This is a genomic window from Streptomyces sp. CA189 (assembly GCF_056428985.1).
In genome coordinates this window covers 179,413-204,145 of record NZ_JBWJVM010000004.1, presented here as the reverse complement: position 1 = coordinate 204,145, position 24,733 = coordinate 179,413, and the positions used below count along the sequence as shown (strand labels likewise).

Below are 24,733 nucleotides of genomic sequence, written 5' to 3'. Positions count from 1 at the left end.
CGGATCAGCTACCTTTCCACCAAACATTTGTTAGGTGAGGAAGGTAGCAGCCGATGGAGCTCAACGGGAGGGTTGTCGTCGTCACCGGCGGAACCCGCGGCGTCGGCGCCGGGATCGCTCGGTCGTTCCTCGCGGCGGGGGCCGACGTCGTGGTCTGCGCGCGGCGGCCACCGGACGAACCGGTCGAGGCGGCGGGCCGCTCTGCGGTCTTCACCGCCCTGGACCTGCGCGATCCGGCCGCCGTACAGGAGTTCTTCGGATCGGTCGCCGCGCGCCACGGGCGTCTGGACTGTCTGGTGAACAACGCCGGCGGGACCCCGTACCGGCTGCTGGGGGAGGGCGAGGCGCAGCGCCACGCGCGGGTCGTCGAGCTCAACCTGATCGCCCCGATGACCGCCTCGGTCGCCGCGTACCCCTGGCTCCGGGAGACCCGGGGCTCGATCGTGATGATCGGCAGCGTCAGCGGGACCCGGCCCTCGCCGGGCACGGCGGCCTACGGGGCGGCGAAGGCGGGCCTGGAGAACCTGGCCCGCTCCATGGCCGTGGAATGGGCCCCCGAGGTACGGGTCAACTCGCTGGTCCTGGGCATGGTGCGGACCGAGCTGTCGCACCTGCACTACGGCGACGAGAGCGGGATCGCGGCGGTCGGCGCGACCGTACCGCTGGGACGGCTGGCGGAGCCCTCGGACGTGGGCGAGGCGGCCGTCTTCCTGGCCTCCGGCCGGGCGGGGTACGTGAGCGGGGCGAGCCTGCTCGTGCACGGGGGCGGCGAACGGCCGGCGTTTTTGGATGCGGCAACTGCGAACAAGGAGAGCTGACATGGGACTTGCCGAAGGCCGTGTGGTCATCGTGACGGGCGCCGGACGGGGGCTGGGCCGGGCCCACGCGCTGGCCTTCGCCGAAGAGGGGGCCCGGGTCGTCGTGAACGACCTCGGGGTCGGCCTGGACGGGCTGCCGGGACCGGAGAGCCCGGCGGCGCTGGTCGTCGCCGAGATCCGGGAGATGGGCGGGGAGGCGGTGGCGCACGGCGGCGACATCGCCACGACGCAGGGCGCGGCGTCACTGGTCGAGACGGCCGTCTCGGCCTTCGGGCGCCTGGACACCCTGGTCAACAACGCGGGGTTCCTGCGCGACCGGATGCTCGTGAACCTGGACGAGGACGACTGGGACGCCGTGATGCGGGTCCACCTGAAGGGGCACTTCCTGCCGCTGAAGCACGCGGCGGCGTACTGGCGGGCGGAGGCGAAGCAGGGCCGGCAGGTGGCCGCCCGGGTCGTGAACACCTCCTCGGGGGCGGGGCTCCTCGGGTCCGTCGGCCAGGGCAACTACAGCGCGGCCAAGGCCGGGATCCTCGGGCTGACCCTGGTGTCGGCGGCGGAGATGGGCCGCTACGGGGTCCAGGTCAACGCGATCGCCCCCGCGGCGCGGACCCGGATGACGGAGCAGACCTTCGCGGACACCATGGCAGCCCCGAAGGCCGGGGCCTTCGACGCGATGGCCCCCGAGAACGTGTCCCCGCTGGTGGTGTGGCTCGGCTCCGACGCCTCGGACGGGGTCACGGGCCGCGTCTTCGAGGCGGAGGGCGGCCGCATCACGGTCATGGAGGGCTGGCGGCCCGGCCCCACGGCCGACTGCGGAGCGAGGTGGACCCCGTCGGAGGCGGGCGAGGCGACGACGAAACTCCTGTCGGCCTCGGAGCCGCCGCAGCCGGTGTACGGGTCCCGCTGACGGGCGGGGCGGGGCGGGGCGGGCGGAGGCTGGGCATCGGCCCCCGGCCCCGGCGCTGGGCTCTGCTGCCGCGCCCGTTCCCGCCTCCTGATCCCGGGCCCTGCCCGGTCACCCGGCCCCGGTCCGGGGTCAGGAGCCGAACCACCGCCGCCTGGGAGCCGACGGCGTGGTGCCCCGCGCGACGTCCCCGGTTGCGGACAGATGGTCGGGCCGGAGCGCGCCGGACGTGGTGGCCCCCGCGACCTCCCCGGTCACGGGCAGCTCGTGGGGATGGAACGCGCCGGAAGCGGTGATCTCCGGCAGGCCCTCGGTGCGCCGCTTCAGGCCCACAATCAGATGGTGCCTATCGGCACGTCGGCTGGTCTCGTCGAGCAGTCTCGTCAGGAGTACGAGCTCCCGCACCGCTGCACGCGCGCCCGTCTCGACGAGCACCTGCTCCATCCAGCCCTCCAGAACTGTCTTCGTGGCCCTGGTGAGCGCGAGGATCTCCTTGGCCCTGCGCTGCGCGCCGACGCCGCGACTCAGGCGCTCGCGCTCGCGCAGGCGCCCGATCTCCTTGAAGGCGGCGTACAACTCGGGCAGGAGGGCTACGGGCAGGTCTCTCGCCGCCAGTGACAGCAGGTGATCGGCCTGTTCGTCCGCTCCCTCGTTCCGGAACGCGGCAACGGTGCGGGCCACGGTCATGGGGTCCCCCGTCCAGGGGGTCGGTGCGTTCCCCCGCCACAGGTCGATCTCGGCGCTGGTCTCCCGCTGTGCCTGCGCACCGCGCTCGGAATCCGCCTGGAGGAGGCGGAACACGGATTCGTGCTGCCGCACCAGGTCTTCGAGCCCTTCGAGCCGGTGGCCGACGCGGCCCAGCTCGTCCTCCAGATCCTGTACCTGCTGGTGGGTTCCCTCCGTGCGGGCGAACACGTCGGCGAGGCTCTTCTCAAGGCGTTCACGGTGCTGCCGTTCCCGGTCGAGCTGTTCGCGCAGACCGGCCAGGTCGCGAGCCGTCCGGACGCGGTGCTCCTCCAGCGCGATCCGCGAGGCCTCTTCCTTGTACTCGCGCGCGACCAGCGGCCCTTTGGTCCGGGCCGCGGCGTAGAGCTGCTTCCAGCCGTCCGCCATCCGGTCGGGGTCCACGGCCTGACGCGTGGCCAGCAGCCGGTACAGGGCGGGCAACAGCGTGGGCTTCGGCAGGTCGGTGCCGCTCAGGTAGCGGGAGAGCCGGCTCGCGTCGACCGCGGCCTCGGGCTCGGCCTCCTTGAGCCACTTCACGATGTCCGCGGAGGACATCGCCAAGTCCTTCCGGATGTCGCGCAAGTTGCGCTGTGTCGCGCAAGACCGGCTTGCGGCGTCGCCAACATGACGTCCGGGAGCTTCCCTTGCTTCATCGGCCCGATACCGGGCCGGAGAAGAGGGAGAACCACGCCATGTCGCGCACCCTACGCACCGCCGACCACGAGGCGCGCCCGTTCCTGGAGATCCGGGTCCGGGGGCTGCACATGACCGTCGAGCACATCCCGCACCGTTTCCTCACCCTGATCACCACGCTCGGGGGAGTCATCGCGGGGGTGATCTGGTACCCCCGATAGGGGAGTTGAGTGCTACGGGTCACCCTCGTGCGACGCCACGGTTGCGCTCGGCCACAGACCGAACGGAACGCCTCGCGGCGTGAGTATGGGGGTGACCGCCTCGTGGCCACCCTTCGCGCACTCGATCCCCGTGCGTCTCCGCTGGACCAAAGGCCCCGGCCCGCCCCCTTTCCCGCTCAGCGGGAACACGGCCTCCCGCCCGTGCCCGGCCCCTGCCTACCGTCTGCCGCACTACACACCAGCGCAGCCGGGAGGACTCCATGCTGAACGACCAGCGCCGGCGCGAAGCCGCCGAAGTGCTGCACGCGGCGGAACTGCGGCGGGCCCCGGTGCGACCGCTGACCGAGCTGTACGAGGGCATCGGCACCGAGGACGCGTACGAGATCCAGCTCCTCAACATCCGACGGCGCCTCGCCGACGGCGACCGGATCACCGGGCACAAGGTCGGGCTCTCTTCCCCCGTCATGCAGGCCATGATGGGCGTCGACGAACCCGACTACGGGCACCTGCTGCACTCCATGGAGCTGTACGAGGACACCCCGGTCCCCGCCGCCGCGTACTGCGCGCCGCGCGTCGAGGTCGAGGTCGGCTTCGTCCTCGGCGCCGACCTCCCCGGCGAGGGCTGCACCGCCGCCGACGTACTGGCGGCCACCGAGCGGGTCGTCCCGGCCCTGGAGCTCATCGACAGCCGGATCGCCGACTGGCGCATCGCCATCGCCGACACCATCGCCGACAACGCCTCCTCCGCCGGATACGTCATCGGGGAGGGACGCGACCCGCGCGAGCTCGACCTCAAGGCGATCGACGCCACCTTGAGCTGCGGCCCCGACACCCTCGCGAGCGGCCGCAGCGACGCCGTGCTCGGCGACCCCGCCGCCTCCGTCGCCTGGCTGGCGCGCACCGTAGCCCGCTTCGGGGTCGAGCTGCGCAAGGGCCACCTGATCCTGCCCGGGTCCTGCACCCGCGCCGTGGACGTGGCCGCCGGGCGGACGTACACCGCCGACTTCACCGGGCTCGGCCCGGTGTCCCTCTCCTTCTCCTGAGGTGATCACGATCAGCACGAACACGATCAAGAAAGCGACCGCCGCCATCGTCGGCTCCGGGAACATCGGCACCGACCTGCTCTACAAACTCCTGCGCTCCCCGCACATAGAACCCCGCTGGATGATCGGCGTGGACCCCGGCAGCGAGGGCCTGGCCCGCGCCCGCCGCGCCGGACTCGAAGCCTCCCACGAGGGCGTGGACTGGCTGCTCGCCCAGGACGAGCTGCCGGACCTGGTCTTCGAGGCCACCTCCGCCTCCGTGCACCGATCCAACGCCCCGCGGTACGCCGAACTCGGCATCAAGGCCGTCGACCTGACCCCGGCCGCCGTCGGCCCCGCCGTCGTCCCGCCCGCGAACCTGACCGCCCACCTCGACCGGGCCAACGTCAACATGATCACCTGCGGCGGCCAGGCCACCATCCCCATGGTGTACGCCGTCTCCCGCGTGGTCCCCGTCGCCTACGCGGAGATCGTCGCCTCGGTGGCCTCCGTCTCGGCCGGCCCGGGCACCCGCGCCAACATCGACGAGTTCACCCGTACCACCTCCCGGGGCATCGAGGAGATCGGCGGCGCCGCCCGCGGCAAGGCCATCATCATCCTCAACCCCGCCACGGAGACATCAGCGGCTGGCGCCGCGGGCCCGGTCATCATGCGCGACACCGTCTTCTGCGCGATCCCGGCCGACGCCGACCGCGAGGCCGTCGCGGCCTCCGTCAAGCAGGTCGCCGAGGACGTGGCCGCGTACGTACCGGGCTACCGGCTGCGCACCGAGCCGCAGTTCGACGATCCCTCCCCGCTCAACGGCGGCATGGCCCGGGTCGCGATCTTCCTGGAGGTGGAGGGCGCCGGCGACTACCTGCCGCCCTACGCCGGAAACCTCGACATCATGACCGCCGCCGCCACCAAGGTCGGCGAGGAGTTCGCGAAGGGGCTGCAGAAATGACGGACCACCCGAGCCACCCGAGCTACTCGGGCACCCTCGACATCCGGATCACCGACTCCTCCCTGCGCGACGGCTCGCACGCCAAGCGGCACCAGTTCACGGGCGAGGACGTACGGTCGATCGTCGCCGCGCTCGACGGCGCGGGGGTCCCCGTCATCGAGGTCACGCACGGCGACGGCCTCGGCGGGTCCTCCTTCAACTACGGCTTCTCGAAGACCCCCGAGCAGGAGCTCATCAAGATCGCCGCCGATACGGCGCGCCACGCGAAGATCGCCTTCCTGATGCTCCCGGGCCTCGGCGTGAAGGACGACATCCGCGCCGCCCACGGCAACGGCGGACAGATCTGCCGGATCGCCACCCACTGCACCGAGGCGGACATCTCCGTCCAGCACTTCGGGCTCGCCCGCGAGATGGGCCTGGAGACCGTCGGGTTCCTGATGATGGCCCACTCCACCACCCCCGAGAACCTGGCCCGGCAGGCCCGGATCATGGCCGACGCGGGCTGCCAGTGCGTGTACGTCGTCGACTCCGCCGGCGCCATGGTCATGGACGAGGTCACCGACCGGGTCGCGGCGCTGGTCGCCGAGCTCGGCACCAATGCCCAGGTCGGCTTCCACGGCCACGAGAACCTCGGTCTGGGCGTGGGCAATTCGGTCGCCGCCGTCCGCGCCGGCGCGCTCCAGATCGACGGTTCCACCCGGCGCCTCGGCGCGGGCGCCGGGAACACGCCCGTCGAGGCCTTCGCCGCCGTCTGCCGGAAGATGGGCATCCGCACCGGCATCGACGTCCTGAAGATCATCGACGCGGCCGAGGACGTGGTCCGCCCCGTCATGGAAGACGAGTGCACGCTCGACCGCATGGCCCTGCTCATGGGCCACGCCGGGGTCTACTCCAGCTTCCTCAAGCACGCCTACCGGCAGGCCGAGCGCTACGGGGTCTCCGGCGCGCAGATCCTCCTGCGCGCGGGCGAACGCCGCCTCGTCGGCGGCCAGGAGGACCAGCTCATCGACATCGCGGTCGAGCTCGCCGCCGAAGCCCGCTAGTCAACCCCATCCCAGCGCAGCACACCCACAACGAAGTGGAGGGCCACCCGATGGCCGAAACGACCGCAGCCGACGAAGCGCCCCGCGTCATCGAAGCCGCCGCCGTGTCCGCGAGGTTCGCCCGCGGCTGGCACTGCCTCGGCCTCGCCGCCGCCTTCAAGGACGGCGCCCCCCACGAGATCCAGGCTTTCGGCACCAAACTCGTCGTCTTCCAAGGGGCCGACACCCGCGAGCTGAGCGTCCTGAACGCCTACTGCCCCCACATGGGCGGCAACCTCGCCCACGGCACCGTCAAGGGCGACACCGTCGCCTGCCCCTTCCACGACTGGCGCTGGTCCGGAGACGGCCGCTGCGCAGCCATCCCCTACGCCCGCCGCGTCCCGCCGCGCGCCAGGACCCGCGCCTGGACCACCCTGGAACGCAACGGCCAGCTCTACGTCTGGCACGACCCCGAGGGCAACCCGCCGCCGCCCGAGGTCGCGATCCCCGTCATCGAGGGAGTCGACGACCCCGAGTGGAGCGACTGGAGCTGGAACTTCCTGCGCGTGGAGAACTCCAACTGCCGCGAGATCGTCGACAACGTCGTCGACATGGCGCACTTCTACTACGTGCACTACGCCTTCCCGCACTACTTCAAGAACGTCTTCGACGGCCACGTCGCCACCCAGTACATGGAGTCCACCCCGCGCGGCGACGTGGACCTCGGCACCCTCTCCACCGGCGGCGGCCTGCGCTCGGACGCCTCGTACTACGGCCCCTCCTACATGATCGACAAGCTGTGGAGCGACATCGGCGGCGGCGTCGAACTCGAATCGGTCCTCATCAACTGCCATTACCCGATCGACGAGAACAGCTTCATGCTCATGTACGGCACCATCGTCAAGAAGCTCCCCGGCATGAGCGACGAACAGGCCGCCGAAGCCGCCCGCCTCACCTCCGAGGGCCTCGCCGTCGGCTTCGAGCAGGACGTCGAGATCTGGAAGAACAAGACCCGCATCGACAACCCCCTCCTCACCGAGGAGGACGGCCCCGTCTACCAGCTCCGCCGCTGGTACGAGCAGTTCTACGTGGACGCCGCCGACGTCAAGGACGAGATGGTCCGCCGCTTCGAGTTCGAGATCGACACCGCCCGCGCCACCGCCGCCTGGAAGGCCGAGGTCGCCGAGAACCTCGCCCGCCGCGCGGCCGGTACCCCGTGATGACCCCCGTGGTGTGCGGGGAGTGCGGCACGCAGGTGCTGTGCGAGAAGTTCAGCCCCGCCCACACCCAGGTTCAGTGGACCGATGAGGCCGTCGCGGTCTGCCCGCGCATCGCCGCCGCGGCCGGGGCGGGCCGGCCCAGCGGCCTCGTCCGCTCTTGCGAAGCCCTGCGCGCGGGCATCGAGGCCGCCGTCCTGGCGGGCCGTCTGGAGGTGCCGGCCGATGTCTGACACCGACGGCCGTACGAAGACCCGCGCCGCGGGGGTGCGCAGCCCGGCCCCGGCTGCCGCCCGGGGCGGAGCCGGCGGCAGGCTGCTGGTCCGCGTCACGGACCGGATCCAGGAGACCCCCGAGGCGGTCTCCCTCGTACTCGACGCGGAACTCCCGTACCGCCCCGGGCAGTTCCTGACGGTCAGGGTGCCGGGCGGCGCGGCCCGCTGCTACTCCCTGGCCGGCTCCCCGCACGCCGGGGACCCGCTGCGCATCACCGTCAAACGGGTCCCCGGCGGGGTCGGCTCCGGCTGGCTGTGCCAGGACGTGGGCATCGGCGACGAGCTGGAGATCCTGCCGCCCGCCGGCACGTTCACCCCGCCCGACCTGGACCGGGACCTGCTGCTGGTGGCGGGCGGCAGCGGGATCACCCCGGTGCTCTCCCTCGCCAAGTCGGCGCTCGTGGCCGGCGGGGGCCACGTCGCGCTGGTGTACGCCAACCGCGACCCCGGCTCGGTGATCTTCCGTGACGAGCTGTGGGGGCTCGCCGAGGAACACCCCGGGCGGCTCACCGTCGTGTACTGGCTGGAGACCCTCCAGGGACTGCCGACCGCCCCGCAGCTGGGCCCGCTCGTGGCCCCGTACGCGAGCCGCGAGGCCTACCTGTGCGGGCCGGCTCCGCTGATGGACGCGGCGGAGACGGCCGTGCGGGCCTCGGGCGGCCTGGGCCGGGCGATCCACCGGGAGCGGTACTTCTCGCTGAGCGGCGACGTCTTCACCGCGGCGGCCCCCGCGCCGGCTCCCGTCCCCGCTCCCGCCGCGGCCGGGACGGGCGGTGCCACCGCCGAAGTGGAGTTCGAGGGGGCCGTGCACACCGTGGCCTGGCCCGCCGGGACCCCGCTGCTCGACGTCCTGCTCGCCTCGGGCGTCCCCGCTCCGTACTCCTGTCGCGAAGGCGCGTGCAGCGCCTGCTGCTGCCGGGTGCTGGAAGGCGAGGTCAAGATGGTCCGCAACGAGGTCCTGGCCCCCGAGGACCTGGCCGACGGCTACGTCCTGGCCTGCCAGGCCCTGCCGCTCGGCGACCGCGTCCGCATCAGCTACGACGGCTGAACGGCTCCGCCGGACGGGTCCGGAGGCCGACCCCGCCGTACGACCCCACCGGACGGCCCCGCCGTACGACCGCGGGCCCGGCCCCCTGGCGAGGGGTCGGGCCCGGCGTCGTTCACTCGTGCGTTGGGGTACCACTACCCACTACATCCACTCGCTGAACCGCAGCCACCCCATCATGTTGTCCATGGCCTGCGCCGAGACCGCCGGCTCCAGGTCCCGCGCCGGCGCCGCCGCGGCCCGCCCCGGCCGGCCCGGCCCGTACAGCTCCCGCCACACCGACCGCGCGCAGGCCAGTACCGCCGGCGCGAGGCGGGCCGTCTCCCGGTCGCCCCGGCAGGAGGACACCGACACGGCGGCCACGGCCCGCCCGGCGCCCCGCAGCGGCGCGGCCACGCAGGAGACGCCCCGGAAGCTCTCCTCCCGGTCGTAGGCCACCCCGCGCTCGCGGACCGCCGCCAGCTCCGAACGCAGTGCCAGCGGCCGGATCAGGGTGCGCGCGGTGCGCGGGCGCAGCCCCTGCGCGAGGACGTGTTCCACCGCGGCGGGATCGCTGAACGCGAGGATCGCCTTGCCGGCGGCCGTGCAGTACGCCGGCATCCGGCCGCCGACCCGCGAGGGCACCGTGGTGGCCTCCGAACCGCCGATCCGCTCCAGGCACACCACCTCGGCCCCGTCGAGCACCGACAGGTGCACCACCCGGCCCGTCTGCTCGTGCAGCGCGTGCAGCAGCGGCAGCGCGGCCCGGCGCAGCCGGTTGTGATGGGAGGCGAGCGCGCCCAGCTCCAGCATGCGCATGCCCATGCGGTAGTCCCGGCCCTCGCGGTCCAGCCAGCGCAACTGCACCAGCTGGTCGAGGATCCGGTGGGCGGAAGAACGTGGGATTCCGGAGCGGCGCACGACCTCGGTGAGCGACAGCCGAGGCTGTGGGCCCTCGAAGGCGCCCAGCACTTTCGCGGCCTTCTCCAGCAGCGAAAGCGGTGCGAGCTCGGTCTCCGCGACCTGCTCCATGAACTGGTCAAGCACGAGAAAACCCCCTGCGTGAGGCGTTGGGGCGACCCTGCCACGCGCCCCCGGCCGGAGGGAAGCACCCGGAGGGGTCTATTTCATTCAGTAATACTTCAAGTAGTCGTTTCGAGGAGTTCGGAGGAGTGCCGGAGGAGCGTCGGAGGAGCGTCGGAGGAGTTCCGGGGAGCTTCCCGCTCAGCGGGAACAGCTCGTTCCGCGCCCGGACCCACCCGGCGTACGTTCCTCGCCATCGATCCCGAACACCTGAAGATCCTTGATCTGAGAAGGGGACACCATGAGTGACGAAGAGGTCCTCGCAGCGGTCCGCGCCCTCGCCCCCGCCCTCCGCGAGCGCAGCGCAGAGGCCGAAAGGCAGCGCAAAGTCCCCGAGGCGAGCATCAAGGAACTCGCCGCCACCGGCTTCTTCCGGCTGCTCCAGCCCAAGGCCCACGGCGGGTACGCCGCCGACCCCGCCCTCTTCTACGCCGCCGTCAAGGACATAGCCAAGGCCTGCGGCTCCACCGGCTGGGTCGCCTCCGTCGTCGGCGTCCACCCCTGGCACGTCGCCCTCTACGACCCCCGCGCCCAGGAAGAGGTCTGGGGCCAGGACCGCGACACGCGGATCTGCTCCTCCTACGCCCCCACCGGCAAGGTCACCCCCGTCGACGGAGGCTTCACCCTCAGCGGCCGCTGGCACTTCTCCTCCGGCTGCGACCACGCCGACTGGGCCCTGCTCGGCGGACTCGTCACCGACGCCGAAGGCCGCCCCGTCGACATGCGGACCTTCCTGATCCCGCGCACCCAGTACCGCGTCGACGAGGTCTGGGACACCGTCGGCCTGCGCGGCTCCGGCTCCAACGACATCGTCGTCGAGGAGGTGTTCGTCCCCGAACACCGCGCCCTCAGCTTCGGCCCCGTCACCGCCCTCCAGGTACCCGGCCACCGCCTCAACCCCGAGCCGCTCTACCGGCTGCCCTACGCCTCCGTCTTCACCACCACCATCTCCACCCCCATCGTCGGCATCGCCGAAGGCGCCTACGAGGACTACGTCTCCGCGACCCGCGAACGCTTCCGCATCTCCTACGGCCAGCAGGTCGCCGAAGACCCCTTCGCCCAGGTCCGCATCGCCCGCGCCGCCAGCGACATCGACGCCTCCTGGCTCCAGCTCCAGCGCAACATCTCCGAGCTCTACGCCCTCGCCGAACGCGGCGAGGAACTCCCCACACCGCTGCGCACCCGGGCCCGCCGCGACCAGGTCCTCGCCACCGAGCGCTGCGTCGCCGCCGTCGACCTCCTCATGGAGAACGCGGGCGGCAGCGCCATGCGCACCGGCCCCAACCCCGTCCAGCGCGCCTGGCGCGACGTCCACACCGGCCGCGGCCACGCCGCCAACGACCCGGAGCGGGCCCTGGTCCTGTTCGGACAGGGCGCGCTCGGGCTCGACATCCAGGACACCATGCTTTGAATCCTCCCTTCCGAAGAAGGGATTCCTGGCTCACGCCGCCTGGTGGGCCAGCGGCCCATCAGGTCTTCCACGATCAACGCCAGCCGGGTTGAAACCAGCCCGGATCGTAGTGATGGGAAAGGAGGACGTGCGTGCTTGGTTCTCGCGACGCAATGTCCGCAACGCACAGTATCGGTTCGATTGCGAGCCCGTACACGTTTCAGAACACCTCCCGCACCGCCAAAGCCGGCGGGATGACCCTGCACTACCACGAGGCAGGCCCCCAAGACGCACCCGTCGTGATCATGCTGCACGGCGGCGGGCCCGGCGCCTCCGGCTGGTCCAACTTCGGCGGCAACCTGCCCCACTTCGCCGAGCGGTTCCGCACCCTGCTCGTCGACCAGCCCTGCTACGGCCGCTCCGACAAGCCGGAACCCGACCGCGACTACTTCGGCTTCAGCGCGAACGCCGTCCTCGCCCTCATGGACGAGCTCGGCATCGAGCGGGCGCACCTCATCGGCAACTCCCTCGGCGGAGGCACCGCCACCCGGCTCGTCCTGGACCACCCCGAACGCGTCGACAAGCTCCTGCTCATGGGCCCCGGCGGGATCTCGCTCAACCTCTTCTCCGCCGACCCCACCGAAGGCATCAAGCGGCTCTTCGAGTTCAGCCTCGCCCCCGAGCCCACCCGCGAGCAGATGCGGACCTTCCTCACCACCCTCGCCCACGACCCGGCGATCGTCACCGACGCCCTCGTCGAGGAGCGCTACGCCCAGGCCACCGACCCCGAAGCCAGGCTCGGCAACGCCCGCATGGGCGCCTCCTTCGCCAAGTGGCCCGAGGCCGCGATGCTCTGGCGCGACGCCCACCGCATCAGCCGCCCCGTCCTGCTGACCTGGGGCCGCGAGGACCGCGTCAACCCGGTCGACGGCGCCTTCCTCGCGCTGAAGACCATCCCCGACGCCCGCCTGCACGTCTTCCCGCACTGCGGGCACTGGGCGCAGACCGAGGCCGCCGACGAGTTCAACCGCCTCGCCACCGACTTCTTCCTCCACTGATCCCACCGAGGAGTTCCCCCATGGACATCCGCGCACTCGGCTACCTCCGCATCGAGACCGCCGACCTCGCCGCCTGGCGCACCTACGTCCTCGACATCCTCGGCATGGCCGAAGCCGCAGGCACCACGGACACCGCCCTCAACGTCCGCATCGACGACCGCACGCACCGCTTCCAGTTCGTCGCCGGCGCCCAGGACCGGCTGCTCGCCGCCGGTTTCGAGGTCGCGAACGCCCGAGCCCTGGAAGACGCCGCCGCCGAGCTGGAGAGCGCCGGACACCCCGTCAAGCAGGGCGACGCCGAGACCCTCGCCGACCGCCGCGTCCAGGGCCTCATCCACTGCGAGGACCCCAGCGGCAACCCCCTGGAGATCTACTGGGGCCAGGCCCAGGACCACACCCCGCTCGCCGCCCGGTACGGCAACCGGTTCGTCACCGGCGGCCGCGAGGGGAGCCTCGGCCTCGGCCACGTCGTACTGCCCGCCGCCGACACCGAGGCCACCCTCGACTTCTACGAGAACCTCCTCGGCTTCCAGCTGCGCGACTCGATGCGGCTGCCCCCGGCCGCCGTCCCCACCGGCAAGCCCGGCCAGGACTTCTACTGGATGCACTTCCTCAGCCCCAACCGCCGCCACCACAGCCTCGGGCTCTACCCCGGCGCGCTGCCGCCCGGCATCGTCCACTTCATGGTCGAGCTGGAGACCCTCGACGACGTCGGCTACTGCCTCGACCGCATGAACAAGGCGGGCATCCCCATCGCCTCCACCCTCGGCCGGCACTCCAACGACCACATGGTCTCCTTCTACGCCCAGGCCCCCGGCGGCTTCCAGGTCGAGTACGGCTGGGACGGCCTGCTCGTCGACCCCGCCACCTGGACCGCGAAGGAGATCACCGCGGACAGCTTCTGGGGCCACCAGTGGAACGGCTGACCGGGACCCCAGGCGCGGTCGACCCGGCCCTGTTCCGCGAGGTCCTCGGCGCCTTCGCCTCCGGCATCACCGTCGTCGCGGCCGTCGCGGACGACGGCCGCCCGGCCGGGCTGGCCTGCCAGTCCTTCGCCTCCCTCTCCCTCGACCCGCCGCTGGTCCTGCTCTGCGTGGGCAAGGGCTCTTCCAGCTGGCCCAAGGTGCGGGCCGCCGGACGCTTCGGCGTCAGCATCCTCGCCGAGGAGCAGCGCGGCGTGTGCGAGGCGCTCGGCCGCCGCGGCGAGGACAAGTTCGCGGGCGTCGACTGGGAACTCTCCGCCCACGGAGCCGTCCGCGTCACCGGCGCCCTCGCCACCGTCGACTGCGCCCTCGAAGAGGTCCACGAGGCGGGCGACCACTACCTCGTCACCGCCCGGGTCCTCGAACTGAGCGCCCGCGACGGCGGATCACCCCTGCTGTACTACCGCAGCGCCTACGCCACGGGAGCCTTCGGATGACAACCGAGTACGCCTACGACGTGGTGGTCGTCGGCTCCGGCGCCGCCGGATTCGCCGCCGCCGTCACCGCCCGACTGCGGGGCCTGAGCGTCCTCGTCGTGGAGAAGACCGACACGTACGGGGGTTCCACCGCCCTGTCCGGCGGCGCGATCTGGGTCCCCGGCACCTTCCACCTCGACCGCGCCGGCGTCGCTGACACCCGCGAGAAGGCCCGCGCCTACCTCGACGCCACCGTCGGGGACCGGGTCCCGGCCGCGCGCAAGGACGCGTACCTCAGCCACGGGCCGCGCATGGTCGAGGAGTTCCACGACCGCACCGAGATCCGCTTCATGTACACCCCCGGCTACTCGGACTACTTCCCCGAGGCCCAGGGCGGCATGGCGCAGGGCCGTTCCATCGAACCGTGCATCGTCGACTTCAATCGGCTCGGCGGTCTCGGCGCCTCCATGCGCCGGGCCGGACTGCCCACGTACGGGCTGACCATGACCTCGTACGACTTCCGCTTCCTGAACATGGTCAGCCGGACCTGGGCGGGCAAGAAGACCTCCGTCAAGGTGGGCCTGCGCGCGGTCAAGGCCCTGGCCACCGGCCGCAAGCTGCTCTCCCTCGGCGAGGCGCTCATCGCCCGCATGCGGCTCTCCCTGGACACCCTCGGCGGAGAGCTGTGGCTGTCGGCGCCCCTGACCGGCCTGGTCACGGACCCGGCCGGCCGGGTGACCGGCGTACGGGTCCTGCGCGCCGGGCGCGAGGTGACCGTGGCGGCCCGGGGCGGGGTGGTGCTGGCCTCGGGGGGCTTCTCGCACGACCAGGCACTGCGCGAGAAGCACCTGCCCGCGCCCACGTCCACGGCCTGGACGCACGCCTCGGAGGGCCAGACCGGCGACGCCCTGAAGCTCGGTGAGGAACTGGGGGCCGCCACCGATCTGCTGGACAGGGTCTGGGGCGCGCCGTCGGTGTGCCCGCCGGGGGAGAAGCCCTTCTTCCTCGTCGCCGACCGGGGCATCCCCGGCATGGTCATCGTCAACGAGGCGGGGGAGCGCTACGCCAACGAGGCCCTGCCGTACCACGCGTTCGTGGACCGGATGTACGCCGCCGACCGGCCGGACGCCAGGACGGTGCCGTCCTGGCTGATCCTGGACGCCCGCTCCAAGGCCCGGTACATCTTCGCCGGACTCTTCCCCGGACAGCCCTTCCCCAAGAAGTGGCTGGAGAGCGGCTTCCTGAAGAAGGCCGACACCGTGGTGGAACTGGCCCGGCAGATCTCCGCCCCCGGCCTGCCCGCCGCGATCAGCCGCTTCAACTCCTTCGCCGAGGTCGGCACCGACAAGGACTACGGGCGGGGCGAGAGCGTCTACGACCGCTACTACGGCGACCCGACGCTGCCCAACCCGAACCTGGCGCCGATCGAGAAGGGCCCCTTCTACGCGGTCCCCGTGCACCCGGGGGACATCGGCACCAAGGGCGGCCTCGTCACGGACACCGACGGCCGGGTGCTCCGCGAGGACTCCACGCCGATCACGGGTCTCTACGCCTCCGGCAACTGCTCGGCGGCGGTGATGGGGGAGACCTACCCCGGGCCGGGCGCGACGATCGGCCCCGCCATGGCCTTCGGCTGGGCCGCCGTCAACGCGATCGCCGCCGGGCTGGACTAGGCCCTGGCCTGACCTGACCTGACCTGACCTGACCTGACCTGACCTGTCCCGGCCTAGGAGAGCTTGCCGTCGTAGTCCGGGAGCTTGACGGTGCGCTCGGAGTGGCCGCCGACCAGGTCACTCTGGTTGTTGCCGATGTTGGCGATGATCGTGTAGCCGCGCGCCTCGATCTCGGCCCGCTTGGCCGTCTTGTAGGCGCTGACCTCGCCGAACAGGTCGGGCAGGTCGCGGACGTAGAGGCCCGAGACCGGGTAGCCGACCGCCTTGAGGTTGCGCTCGGTGAGGGAGTAGATGATCCCCGGGCGGGCGGTGACGAAGAAGATGGCGACCCCGCGGTCGTTCGCGTACCGGGTCAGGTCCCGGACCTGGGCGATCGCGGGGGTCGGGAAGGTCCAGAACCAGTGGAAGTCCGTCTCCAGCGACGAGTTGTCGATGTCGAGGACGATCGCCGGCTTCTCACCGGCCGGCGAGGCGGCGATGCGCTGCTCGATCCCGGGGCGGGCCGCGCCGATGACGGCGGACACGTCGCGCTGCCAGGTGGCGTAGTCGATGCCCAGGATCGCGGCGTTGCCGCCCGGCGCGGAGGCGGTGACGGCGGTGACGGCGGTGGCGGCGGTGACGGCGGTGGCGGCGGTGGCGGCGGTGGCGGCGGTGGCGGCGGTGACGGCGGTGGCGGCGGTGACGGCCGTGGAGGCCGTCCTTGCGGGGGCGGCCTGGGAGGCGGTGGCCGGAACCAGGGCCAGTACGGCTGCGGCTACGGCCACGGCGGCGGCGGTGGTACGGGTGCTGCGCATGGGGGACGCTCCTCGGTCACACGTTGGCATGTACGTGACCAGGTTGGAGATCGTCCGCCCTCATGTCTACTGGCTGGTAAGTAATTTTTCATGGCCGTGCGGTGAACCTCCGTCACGCGGCACACCTGGCGCCAGGTGTCGCGGTCCAGCACTGTGCGGCGCAGCCCGCAGCGGGCTTGGAGGGGTCCGCGGGTCGTCGGCGGAGGGAGGTGTTCCGCGCTTGGGGACCGGGCAGAGCGGCCGTATGAGTGAAGGTGTCATCGCCTTGTTCGTCGTGTCCGGGACCATCGTCGGCTGGGGCGTGATCTACTTCGCGGCCCACCGCTCGACCTATGGCGGCAGCCGCTCGACGGTCACCCGCAGGAGCAGCGGCGACAGCGGGGGCGGTGACGCGGGCTGTGGCGGGGGAGCCGGCTGCGGCGGCGACTCCGGGGGCTGCGGCGGCGACTGACCGCTCGGGTGTCGCACTCCCGTACCGTGCGGGGCGGCGACCGGCCGCTCAGGTGTCGCACTCCAGCACCGTGCGGCACAGCCCGCAGCGGGCCCGCACCGGTCCGCCGTACGCCGGCAGCCGCAGCCGCTGTCCGCACACCGGGCACGGGAAGCTCACCCGCAGCCCGCCCGCGTGCGCCTCGAAGCCGTACGCCGACCCGGGCGGGGCCGCCCCGGCCCGGCGGGCCGCCGCGTACCGGAGCCGCTCCGGCCGGCCCGCGGCCGCCAGGGGGGCCCGGCGCAGGTCCCGGTCGGCCAGGGCGCGGCCGCGCACGTACGCCTCGTAGGCCCGCGGACTGGTGAACCACGGGGAGAGGTCCTCACCGCCGAGGAACCGGCAGCGTTTGGCGAGGACGTAGCCGAACTCCTCCGGGGTGAGGTAGCCGAGCTTCTGGTGGGTGAGCTCGTCCTCCCGGTAGGCGTCGAGCAGCAGCCAGCCGGCGCCCAGGTAGGCGGCGGCGGTGTCGGTGAGGATCTCGTTGTCGAGGGTCGCGCGGAAGCGCAGGTCCAGGCGGTGCAGCAGGACGTGCGTGACCTCGTGGGCGAGGGCGGCCGCCAGATCGCGGCGGTGGACGCGGAAGCGGTCGTTGACCTCGACGAAGTACTCGGGACCGGCCGCCAGTTCCACGGTGGCGGCCTCCTCCATCGCCCGGAACCCCACGATCAGGCGTGCGTCGGGCAGCCGCAGGGCGCGGACCATCGCGGAAGCCACCCGATGGGCGCCCGGGTACAGGTCCTCGGAGGCGGGGAAGGCCGCGTCGGCGGGGGCGAAGGACGTGTCGTAGGCGCGGATCCCGTCGGCGGACAGCCGCCGGAACAGCGCGGTGACGGCCGCGCGGACCGTCTCCAGATGAGGAAATCCGTGCTCGATCGGGCTGTTCCGCCGACCGTTGTGCGTCATTGGACACCTCCGGCCGGAAGTTGTCCGAAAACGCGTTCTTGAAGCCCCCTGGGTCGACGGTGTGTCATGTCCCCGTCATCCATGCGGCCTGTCCCACCCGTCATGGAGCGACGCGCACGGCCCAACCCCCCACGAAAGGCAGTGTGTCGACTGTGTCCAGCCTCACCACCACCCTCAAGCGCATCCTCGCCGCCGGAGCGGTGGCCCTCGCGGCCGTCAGCCTCCAGCCCGGCTCCGCCACCGCGTCCCCGGCCCCGGCCCCGGTCCCCGTGGTCGGCGGAACCCCCGCCGCCCAAGGGGAATTCCCCTTCATGGTCCGGCTCTCCATGGGCTGCGGCGGCGCCCTCTACACCCAGCAGATCGTGCTCACCGCCGCCCACTGCGTCGGCAGCTCCGGCAACAACACCTCCATCACCGCCACCGCCGGAGTCGTCGACCTCAACAGCTCCAGCGCCATCAAGGTCAAGTCCACCAAGGTGCTCCGCGCCCCCGGCTACAACGGCACCGGCAAGGACTGGGCGCTGATCAAGCTCGCCAAGCCCATCAACCTGCCCACCCTCAAGATCGCCGACACCAAGGCCTACGACAACGGCACCTTCACCGTCGCCGGTTGGGGCGCCACCCGCGAAGGCGGAGGCCAGCAGCGCTACCTGCGCAAGGCCACCGTCCCCTTCGTCTCCGACGCCTCCTGCCAGGCCTCCTACGGCAGCTCCCTGGTGCCCGCCGAGGAGATCTGCGCCGGATTTGACGCGGGCGGCATCGACACCTGCCAGGGCGACTCCGGCGGCCCCATGTTCCGCCGGGACAACGCCAACGCCTGGATCCAGGTCGGCATAGTCAGCTGGGGCGAGGGCTGCGCCCGCCCCGACTACCCCGGCGTCTACACGGAGGTCTCCACCTTCGCGGCAGCGATCAAGAGCGCGGCCGCCACGCTCTGACCACCCCTCGGCCCTGCTGCCCTCCTCCTCCCGGCCCATCCGACAGGGGCCGGAAGAATGAGGCGCGATGCCCCACATGTCCGTAAGGTCAATCGCAGTACCGCGAGGCCGGAACGACGCCGTTCCGGCCTTGCGGCATGCTCCCGGCGGTCTGCCGTGCGGTTGCGGGCCGACGCGCCCGCAGGTCCCATGGAGAGATCCCACCGGGTGGGAATGCCGGGGAAGCCGGGACAGCACAGGCAGCGGGCGACAGTGGGGCAGGCGGCGCATGGCAATCAGAGTGATCATCGCGGACGACCAGGAGATGGTCAGGACCGGCTTCCGGATGATCCTCGAAAGCCAGCCGGACATCGAAGTGGTCGCCGACGTCGTCGACGGCGAAGCAGCCCTCGCGGCCGTCGCCGAACACCACCCCGACGTCCTGCTCCTCGACATCCGCATGCCCAAACTCGACGGGCTCGAAGTCACCCGCCGGCTCTCCGGCCGCGACACCCCCCGCATCGTCATCGTCACCACCTTCGACCTCGACGAGTACGTCCACGCGGCGCTCCAGGGCGGAGCGTCCGGCTTCCTCCTCAAAGACGCGAGCCCGGCCATGCTGGTTGAAGCGGTGAGGGCGGCAGCCGTCGGAGACTCCCTCGTCTCACCCGCCATCACCGTACGGTTGCTGCGCGAAATGGCCCACCGCACCCCGGCCGCCGCCGCGGCCGCCCGCCGCCCGGCGGAGCCCCTGACGGACCGGGAACGCGAGGTCGTACGCTGCCTCGCGCGCGGGCTGACCAACGCCGAGATCGCGGGGGAGCTCTTCGTCTCCCTCTCCACCGTCAAGACCCACCTGGCCAACGTCCAGGCCAAACTGGACGCCCGCAACCGCGTGGAAATCGCCGCCTGGGCCTGGGAAAGCGGCCTGGCAGGCACCCCGGCGTGACCCGCCCCCACCCCCCGAACGAGCCCGGCCGCCGTGCGGGCGCCACGGGGCGGAACCTGCCCCGCCGCGGTTCGGGCACCGCCGTCCAGAATCGGCCCCGTCGCCTTTCCCGCGCGGCCTGCCAGAGTCAGGCCCGTCCCTGTTCGGGGGCCGCCGGGCAAAAACAGCCCCGCCGGCGTTCGAGGCGCGGGGTCTGGGGCGGCGCCCCAGGAAGCCGGCGCACGCCGTCCCCGACGACACCGGCCGCCACGGGTACGGGCAGCGCCCGGCCGAACCGCCGCTCCGCCCTGCGCCGAAGCCCGCACACCCATCGCGGAGCCGCCCTGCCCGCGGGCGGAGCCACCCGCGCGGAGCCCCGTCCCACCGGCGGAGCCACCCGCGGAGCCCGGGGCACCGCATGAGCCCCCTGGGGCCATGGGCCCGCCGCCACCCCCACGTCGCGGACTGGATCCGCATCACCCTCTCCCTCACCCTCCTCTCCCTCGTCACCTTCGAAGGCGTCGTCCTCGCCCGCCAGCCCAGCACCCCGCACGCCGCCGTCTGGGTGTCCGGCATCCTCGTCTGCCTCAGCGCCGCACCCTGGCCGGCCATCCCGCTCCTCGCCCGCGCCTGGTTCGCCGCCGCCGTCACCTGGACCGTCACCCTCTCCCTGATCTTCAGCAACCTCCCCCTCGTCGTCTGGGGCGGCGGCGAGGCCATCGCCCTGCTCGTCCTCCTCACCCAGGTCCTGCTCCGCGCCCCCGCCCGGACCGCCGCCGTCCTCGGCCCCCTCCTCGCCCTCGGCTCCATGGCGGCGCCCGTCCGCGACGCGGACCCGGGCCGCTTCACGCTGCTCTTCTCCGTGCTCGCCGTCGTCGTCACCGCGTACTCCCTGCTCCTGCGCCTGCAGTCCGTCCAACGGGTCCGCGAGCTGCGCGCCGTACGCAGCGCCGAGCGACTGGAACTGGCGCGCGAGCTCCACGACCTCGTCGCCCACCACGTGACGGGGATCGTCGTCGAGGCGCGCGCCGCCCGCTACACCAAGGTCTCCGCCGAACGCGCCGGCGAGATCTTCGGCCGCATCGAGACCGCCGGCGACGAGGCGCTCGGCTCCATGCGCCGCCTGGTCAAGATCCTCCGCGAGGGCGCCGAAGACACCGGCCCCGAGACGGGCAAGGGCGCCGGCGCAGCAGGCTCCGCCGGCACCGCCCCCGTCGCCGGCCTCCGAGAGATCCGCGAGCTGACGGAACGGTTCGCCGCCACCGGCCCGCCCGTCGTCCTCTACGTGGAAGAGGGCCTGGAGGCCCGGCTCCCCGCCGACGTCGCCGCCACCGCCCACCGCATCGTCCTCGAAGCCCTCACCAACATCGGCAAGCACGCCGCCACCGCCACCGCCGTCCGGGTCGGCCTGCGCACCGTCCCGGCCGGCCTCGAAGTACGGATCGCCGACGACGGCGGCCGCCCCGCGAAACTCTCCGAGAACGCCCGCGGCGGCGGCTACGGCCTCGTCGGCATGGCCGAACGCGCCGAAGCCCTCGGCGGCTCCCTCACCGCCGGCCCCGCCCCCGAAGGCGGCTGGCTGGTCACAGCCCTCCTCCCCCTCTAACCGCCCCTTCGGCTCCGGCCCGGCCCGCCCCGACGGGGCCCTGCCTGGACGGGCCTCCGCTTCGACGGGGCCCTGCCTGGACGGGCCTCCGCCTGGACGGGGCCCTGCCTCGACGGCGCCTCCGCTTCGACGGGGCCCTGCCTGGACGGCGCCTCCGCTTCGACGGGGCCCTGCCTGGACGGGCCTCCGCTTCGACGGCGCCTCCGCTTCGACGGGGCCCTGCCTGGACGGGCCTCCGCTTCGACGGCGCCTCCGCCTCGGCGGCGCCTCCGCCTCGGCGGCCCCCCGCCCTGGTCAGCCGTGCTGCTCGGGCGCCCCGCCCGGCTGCGCTGCCCGGTCCCGCACCCGTCCGCCCCGCCGGGCCCGTAGCCGGCTGTGCTCCTGGCCTCGCCGCACCGACGGGCACCCGCCTGCGCAGTCGGGGGCGGGCCAGGTGCCGCGTATCGCAGAGCCACCTTCCAGACCAGACCCCGGCGCGCGCCAGCGTGCCCCCGCCCCCGCCCCCGCCGTCTCAGTGGCCGATCGGCCGACGAACCGAACGTGCGCGCCACGTATTCTCGTGGACCATGAACACCAGGGACATCGATGAGAACGTGACCGCCGAGCTGGCCCGGCTCAGGGACAGCATCGACAACATCGACGCGGCCGTGGTCCACATGCTCGCCGAGCGGTTCAAGTGCACGCAGCAAGTCGGCCACCTCAAGGCCCGCCACCAGCTCCCCCCGGCCGACCCGGGCCGCGAGGCCAGCCAGATCGCCCGGCTGCGCCAGCTCGCCGAGAACGCCAAACTCGACCCCGCCTTCGCCGAGAAGCTCCTCAACTTCATCATCGCCGAGGTCATCCGCCACCACGAGACGATCGCCGCCGGCGAGGGCGAATAGAAGCCGGGGCCCGGCGCCGGAGCCGCCATCCGGCAGCATGGGCCCCATGTCCGCACTGACGCGCAACGAAGCGCAGCTCCGAGCCCAGCTCCTCGACGTCCGGCACTACGAGGTCGACCTCGACCTCACCACCGGCGACGAGACCTTCGAGTCCCGCACCGTCATCCGGTTCACCGCCCGCGCCGCCGGCGACACCTTCGTCGAGCTGAAACCGGCCGAACTGCGCTCCGCCGCCCTCGACGGACACCCCTTGGACCCGGCCTCCCTCGCCGACGGCCGCCTCCCCCTCACCGGCCTCACCGAGGGCCCCCACGAGCTCCGCATCGCCGCCCGCATGCGCTACTCCCGCACCGGCGAAGGCCTCCACCGCTTCACCGACCCCGCGGACGGGGAGACGTACGTCTACACCCAGATGTTCCTCGACGACGTCCAGCGCGTCTTCCCGGCCTTCGACCAGCCCGACCTCAAGGCCGTGTTCGAGTTCACCGTCACCGCCCCGCCGCACTGGACCGTCCTCGCCAACGGCATCACCTCCCGCATCGGCGAACGACTCGGCGACAGCGACGACGGCTCGGGCGACGGCTCCGCCTCCGAGGCGGGCATCTGGCACTCCGCCCCCACCCCCGTCATCTCCACTTACCTCGCCGCCGTCGCCGCCGGCCCCTGGCACAGCGTCCGCACCGAACACGCCGGGCTCCCCTTCGGCATCCACTGCCGCCGCTCCCTCGCCCCCCACCTCGACGCCGACGCGCAGGAGATCCTCGACCTCACCACCGCCTGCTACGACCGCTTCCACGAGAAGTTCACCGAGCCCTACCCCTTCGACTCCTACGACCAGGCCTTCGTACCCGAGTTCAACGCCGGCGCCATGGAGAACCCCGGACTGGTCACCTTCCGCGACGACTACGTCTTCCGCTCCGCCGTCACCGACGCCGAACGCCAGCGCCGCGCCGTGACCATCGCGCACGAGATGGCCCACATGTGGTTCGGCGACCTCGTCACCCTCACCTGGTGGGACGACATCTGGCTGAACGAGTCCTTCGCCGAATTCATGGGCTACCAGACCCTCATCGAAGCCACCCGCTTCACCGAGACCTGGACCGGCTTCGGCATGGAACGCAAACCCTGGGGCTACGACGCCGACCAGCGCCCCTCCACCCACCCCGTCGCCCCGGACGCCACCGCCGTCCCCGACACCGCCTCCGCCCTCCTCAACTTCGACGGCATCTCCTACGCCAAGGGCGCCTCCGCCCTGCGCCAACTCGTCGCCTGGCTCGGCGAGAAGGACTTCCTGGCCGGCATCAACACCCACTTCGCCCGCCACAAGTTCGCCAACGCCTCCCTCGCCGACTTCGTCGACTCCCTCGCCGCCCACACCGACCGGGACGTCCACACCTGGGCCGAGACCTGGCTGCGCACCACCGGAGTCGACACCCTCACCCCCCGCCTCGAAGAAAGCCACGGAGGCTGGACCCTCACCGTCGACCGCACCGGAAACCGCCCCCACCACATCGCCGCCGGCCTCTACGACCGGGCCCCCGACGGCGCCGTCGAACCCCGCGAGGTCCTCGCCCTCGACGTCCCCACCGACGAGATCCTCTCCGTGAGCGGCCCGCGCCCCGCCCTCCTCGTCCTCAACGACGGAGACCTCACCTACGCCAAGGTCCGTCTCGACGAGACCTCACTGGAAACCGCCCTGCGCGGCATCTCCCGCATCCCCGACCCGCTCACCCGCGCCGTCGTCTGGAACTCCCTCCGCGACATGGTCCGCGACGGCGAACTGGCCGCCGCCGACTACCTGGCCACGGCTGAAGCCCACGTCCCCGACGAGTCCGACCTCGCGATCGTCCAAGGCGTCCTCACCTTCACCCGCGCCCAGATCGCCGACCGCTACCTCACCCCCGACCGCCGGGGCGACGCCCTCACCGCCCTCACCAACATCGCCCGCGACCTGCTGCGGCGCACCGAGGACGGCTCCGACCCCGGCCTGCGGCTCGTCGCCGTCCGCGCCCTCGTCGACAGCGCCACCCAGCCCGACACCATCGCCGGCTGGCTCGCCGACGGCACCGTCCCCGGCGGCCCCGCCCTCGACCCCGAACTGCGCTGGCGCATCCTCGCCCGCCTGTCCGTCCTCGGCGCGGCCGGCGAAGCCGACATCGACGAAGCCCTCGCCGCCGACCCCAGCGCCACCGGCCGGGAAGGCGCCGCCCGCTGCCGGGCCGCCCTCCCGACCCCCGAGGCCAAGGCCGCCGCCTGGGAGCGCCTCTTCCACGACGACTCCCTCTCCAACTACCTCTTCACCGCCACCGCCCAAGGCTTCTGGCAGCCCGAACAGGCGGACCTGGTACGGGAGTACGTACCCCGGGCCTACCCCGAGGCCGTCACCCTCGCCGCCCGCCGCGGCCCCGCCATCGCCGACGCGGCAGGCCGCTGGGCCCTCCCCGGCCACGAAATCACCGAAGCCAACCTCCAGGCCGGCCACGCCGCCCTGACCGCCCCCGACATCACCCCGCTCCTCCACCGCAAACTCGTAGACCACCTCGACGACCTGTCCCGCGCCCTCCGCGCCCGCCCCTGACCCCACGACCTCACCCATACCCGGCCGAGACCTCGGGCGCGTTCACTGCCCTGATGCCGCCCGAGGCCCCCTCGTGCCCGCCGGGCCCCCTCGTGACCGCCGGGCCCGGCCCCGAGCCCGGCCCCGCTCGGCCCTGCCCTGCCCTGCCCGGCCCGGCCCGGCTCCGCCCTGCCCGGCTCCGCCCGGCCATCGGCTCCGCCCGGC

Annotated in this window: 24 protein-coding genes; 20 read left to right on the top strand and 4 right to left on the bottom strand. The window is 72.6% G+C overall.

The annotated features are described in order from the left end of the window. Positions 1 to 53: 53 nt before the first annotated feature. Entirely contained in the window at positions 54 to 818 is a 765-nt protein-coding gene (locus AC061S_RS05850; RefSeq protein WP_478684752.1) for an SDR family oxidoreductase, read from the top strand. 1 nt (position 819) lies between these two features. After that, positions 820 to 1,728 (top strand): SDR family oxidoreductase, encoded by a 909-nt coding sequence (locus tag AC061S_RS05845; protein ID WP_478684751.1) that lies wholly within the window; start codon positions 820 to 822, stop codon positions 1,726 to 1,728. Positions 1,729 to 1,857: 129 nt separating this feature from the next. On the opposite strand, the gene AC061S_RS05840 is transcribed toward AC061S_RS05845, so the two are convergent. Further along, entirely contained in the window at positions 1,858 to 3,006 is a 1,149-nt protein-coding gene (locus AC061S_RS05840; protein WP_478684750.1) for a hypothetical protein, read from the bottom strand. Positions 3,007 to 3,143: 137 nt separating this feature from the next. Here AC061S_RS05840 and AC061S_RS05835 point away from each other — a divergent pair, with 137 nt between their 5' ends. From AC061S_RS05835 to AC061S_RS05805, 7 genes are all read left to right on the top strand, one after another. Beyond that, positions 3,144 to 3,305: a hypothetical protein gene (locus tag AC061S_RS05835; RefSeq protein ID WP_478684749.1), complete on the top strand. Its 162-nt coding sequence runs from the start codon at positions 3,144 to 3,146 to the stop codon at positions 3,303 to 3,305. Positions 3,306 to 3,565: 260 nt separating this feature from the next. After that, entirely contained in the window at positions 3,566 to 4,348 is a 783-nt protein-coding gene (locus AC061S_RS05830; protein WP_478684748.1) for a 2-keto-4-pentenoate hydratase, read from the top strand. Between the two features lie 10 nt (positions 4,349 to 4,358). Next, positions 4,359 to 5,291, top strand: coding sequence for an acetaldehyde dehydrogenase (acetylating) (locus AC061S_RS05825; protein WP_478684776.1), 933 nt, complete (start codon positions 4,359 to 4,361; stop codon positions 5,289 to 5,291). Continuing rightward, positions 5,288 to 6,334, top strand: a complete 1,047-nt coding sequence (gene dmpG / locus AC061S_RS05820) for a 4-hydroxy-2-oxovalerate aldolase (RefSeq protein ID WP_478684747.1) — start codon at positions 5,288 to 5,290, stop codon at positions 6,332 to 6,334. Before AC061S_RS05825 ends, dmpG begins: the two co-directional genes overlap by 4 nt. A 50-nt stretch (positions 6,335 to 6,384) precedes the next feature. Then, positions 6,385 to 7,533 carry a 3-ketosteroid-9-alpha-monooxygenase, oxygenase component gene (locus AC061S_RS05815; protein ID WP_478684746.1) on the top strand — a complete coding sequence of 383 codons (1,149 nt, stop codon included), beginning with the start codon at positions 6,385 to 6,387 and terminating at the stop codon, positions 7,531 to 7,533. Further along, positions 7,533 to 7,763, top strand: a complete 231-nt coding sequence (locus AC061S_RS05810; RefSeq protein ID WP_478684745.1) for a ferredoxin — start codon at positions 7,533 to 7,535, stop codon at positions 7,761 to 7,763. Before AC061S_RS05815 ends, AC061S_RS05810 begins: the two co-directional genes overlap by 1 nt. Then, a complete protein-coding gene (locus AC061S_RS05805; protein ID WP_478684744.1) occupies positions 7,756 to 8,853 on the top strand; it encodes a 2Fe-2S iron-sulfur cluster-binding protein in 1,098 nt (365 codons plus the stop codon). Before AC061S_RS05810 ends, AC061S_RS05805 begins: the two co-directional genes overlap by 8 nt. 141 nt (positions 8,854 to 8,994) lie before the next feature. Here AC061S_RS05805 and AC061S_RS05800 read toward each other — a convergent pair whose 3' ends face one another. Further along, positions 8,995 to 9,876: an IclR family transcriptional regulator gene (locus tag AC061S_RS05800; RefSeq protein WP_478684743.1), complete on the bottom strand. Its 882-nt coding sequence runs from the start codon at positions 9,874 to 9,876 to the stop codon at positions 8,995 to 8,997. 277 nt (positions 9,877 to 10,153) lie between these two features. Here AC061S_RS05800 and hsaA point away from each other — a divergent pair, with 277 nt between their 5' ends. The 5 genes from hsaA (at position 10,154) to AC061S_RS05775 (ending at position 15,432) form a co-directional block, all read left to right on the top strand. Next, positions 10,154 to 11,323 (top strand): 3-hydroxy-9,10-secoandrosta-1,3,5(10)-triene-9,17-dione monooxygenase oxygenase subunit, encoded by a 1,170-nt coding sequence (hsaA, locus tag AC061S_RS05795; RefSeq protein ID WP_478684742.1) that lies wholly within the window; start codon positions 10,154 to 10,156, stop codon positions 11,321 to 11,323. Between the two features lie 152 nt (positions 11,324 to 11,475). Next, the gene (gene hsaD, locus AC061S_RS05790) at positions 11,476 to 12,360 is read left to right on the top strand and encodes a 4,5:9,10-diseco-3-hydroxy-5,9,17-trioxoandrosta-1(10),2-diene-4-oate hydrolase (RefSeq protein WP_478684741.1); all 885 of its coding nucleotides are present in this window, start codon (positions 11,476 to 11,478) and stop codon (positions 12,358 to 12,360) included. A 20-nt stretch (positions 12,361 to 12,380) separates the two neighbouring features. Then, positions 12,381 to 13,286, top strand: coding sequence for a VOC family protein (locus AC061S_RS05785; protein WP_478684740.1), 906 nt, complete (start codon positions 12,381 to 12,383; stop codon positions 13,284 to 13,286). Then, positions 13,274 to 13,780, top strand: coding sequence for a flavin reductase family protein (locus AC061S_RS05780; protein ID WP_478684739.1), 507 nt, complete (start codon positions 13,274 to 13,276; stop codon positions 13,778 to 13,780). The genes AC061S_RS05785 and AC061S_RS05780 overlap by 13 nt, the downstream gene beginning before the upstream one ends. Next, the gene (locus tag AC061S_RS05775) at positions 13,777 to 15,432 is read left to right on the top strand and encodes an FAD-dependent oxidoreductase (protein ID WP_478684738.1); all 1,656 of its coding nucleotides are present in this window, start codon (positions 13,777 to 13,779) and stop codon (positions 15,430 to 15,432) included. Before AC061S_RS05780 ends, AC061S_RS05775 begins: the two co-directional genes overlap by 4 nt. A 53-nt stretch (positions 15,433 to 15,485) precedes the next feature. Here the strand turns inward: AC061S_RS05775 and AC061S_RS05770 are convergent, their stop codons facing one another. After that, complete coding sequence (locus AC061S_RS05770; RefSeq protein ID WP_478684737.1) at positions 15,486 to 16,226, bottom strand: HAD family acid phosphatase; 741 nt, start codon at positions 16,224 to 16,226, stop codon at positions 15,486 to 15,488. A gap of 244 nt (positions 16,227 to 16,470) precedes the next feature. On the opposite strand from AC061S_RS05770, the gene AC061S_RS05765 reads away from it, so the two are divergent. After that, positions 16,471 to 16,677: a hypothetical protein gene (locus AC061S_RS05765; RefSeq protein WP_478684736.1), complete on the top strand. Its 207-nt coding sequence runs from the start codon at positions 16,471 to 16,473 to the stop codon at positions 16,675 to 16,677. A gap of 48 nt (positions 16,678 to 16,725) precedes the next feature. Here AC061S_RS05765 and AC061S_RS05760 read toward each other — a convergent pair whose 3' ends face one another. Next, positions 16,726 to 17,619, bottom strand: a complete 894-nt coding sequence (locus AC061S_RS05760) for a hypothetical protein (protein WP_478684735.1) — start codon at positions 17,617 to 17,619, stop codon at positions 16,726 to 16,728. Positions 17,620 to 17,762: 143 nt separating this feature from the next. On the opposite strand from AC061S_RS05760, the gene AC061S_RS05755 reads away from it, so the two are divergent. The 5 genes from AC061S_RS05755 (at position 17,763) to pepN (ending at position 24,529) form a co-directional block, all read left to right on the top strand. Next, a complete protein-coding gene (locus tag AC061S_RS05755) occupies positions 17,763 to 18,557 on the top strand; it encodes a serine protease (protein WP_478684734.1) in 795 nt (264 codons plus the stop codon). Between the two features lie 268 nt (positions 18,558 to 18,825). Next, positions 18,826 to 19,485 carry a response regulator gene (locus AC061S_RS05750; RefSeq protein ID WP_478684733.1) on the top strand — a complete coding sequence of 220 codons (660 nt, stop codon included), beginning with the start codon at positions 18,826 to 18,828 and terminating at the stop codon, positions 19,483 to 19,485. A gap of 397 nt (positions 19,486 to 19,882) precedes the next feature. Continuing rightward, the gene (locus AC061S_RS05745; RefSeq protein ID WP_478684732.1) at positions 19,883 to 21,070 is read left to right on the top strand and encodes a sensor histidine kinase; all 1,188 of its coding nucleotides are present in this window, start codon (positions 19,883 to 19,885) and stop codon (positions 21,068 to 21,070) included. Positions 21,071 to 21,636: 566 nt separating this feature from the next. Further along, positions 21,637 to 21,951, top strand: coding sequence for a chorismate mutase (locus AC061S_RS05740; RefSeq protein ID WP_478684731.1), 315 nt, complete (start codon positions 21,637 to 21,639; stop codon positions 21,949 to 21,951). A gap of 37 nt (positions 21,952 to 21,988) precedes the next feature. Beyond that, complete coding sequence (gene pepN, locus AC061S_RS05735; RefSeq protein ID WP_478684730.1) at positions 21,989 to 24,529, top strand: aminopeptidase N; 2,541 nt, start codon at positions 21,989 to 21,991, stop codon at positions 24,527 to 24,529. The last annotated feature ends 204 nt before the right edge of the window (positions 24,530 to 24,733 follow it).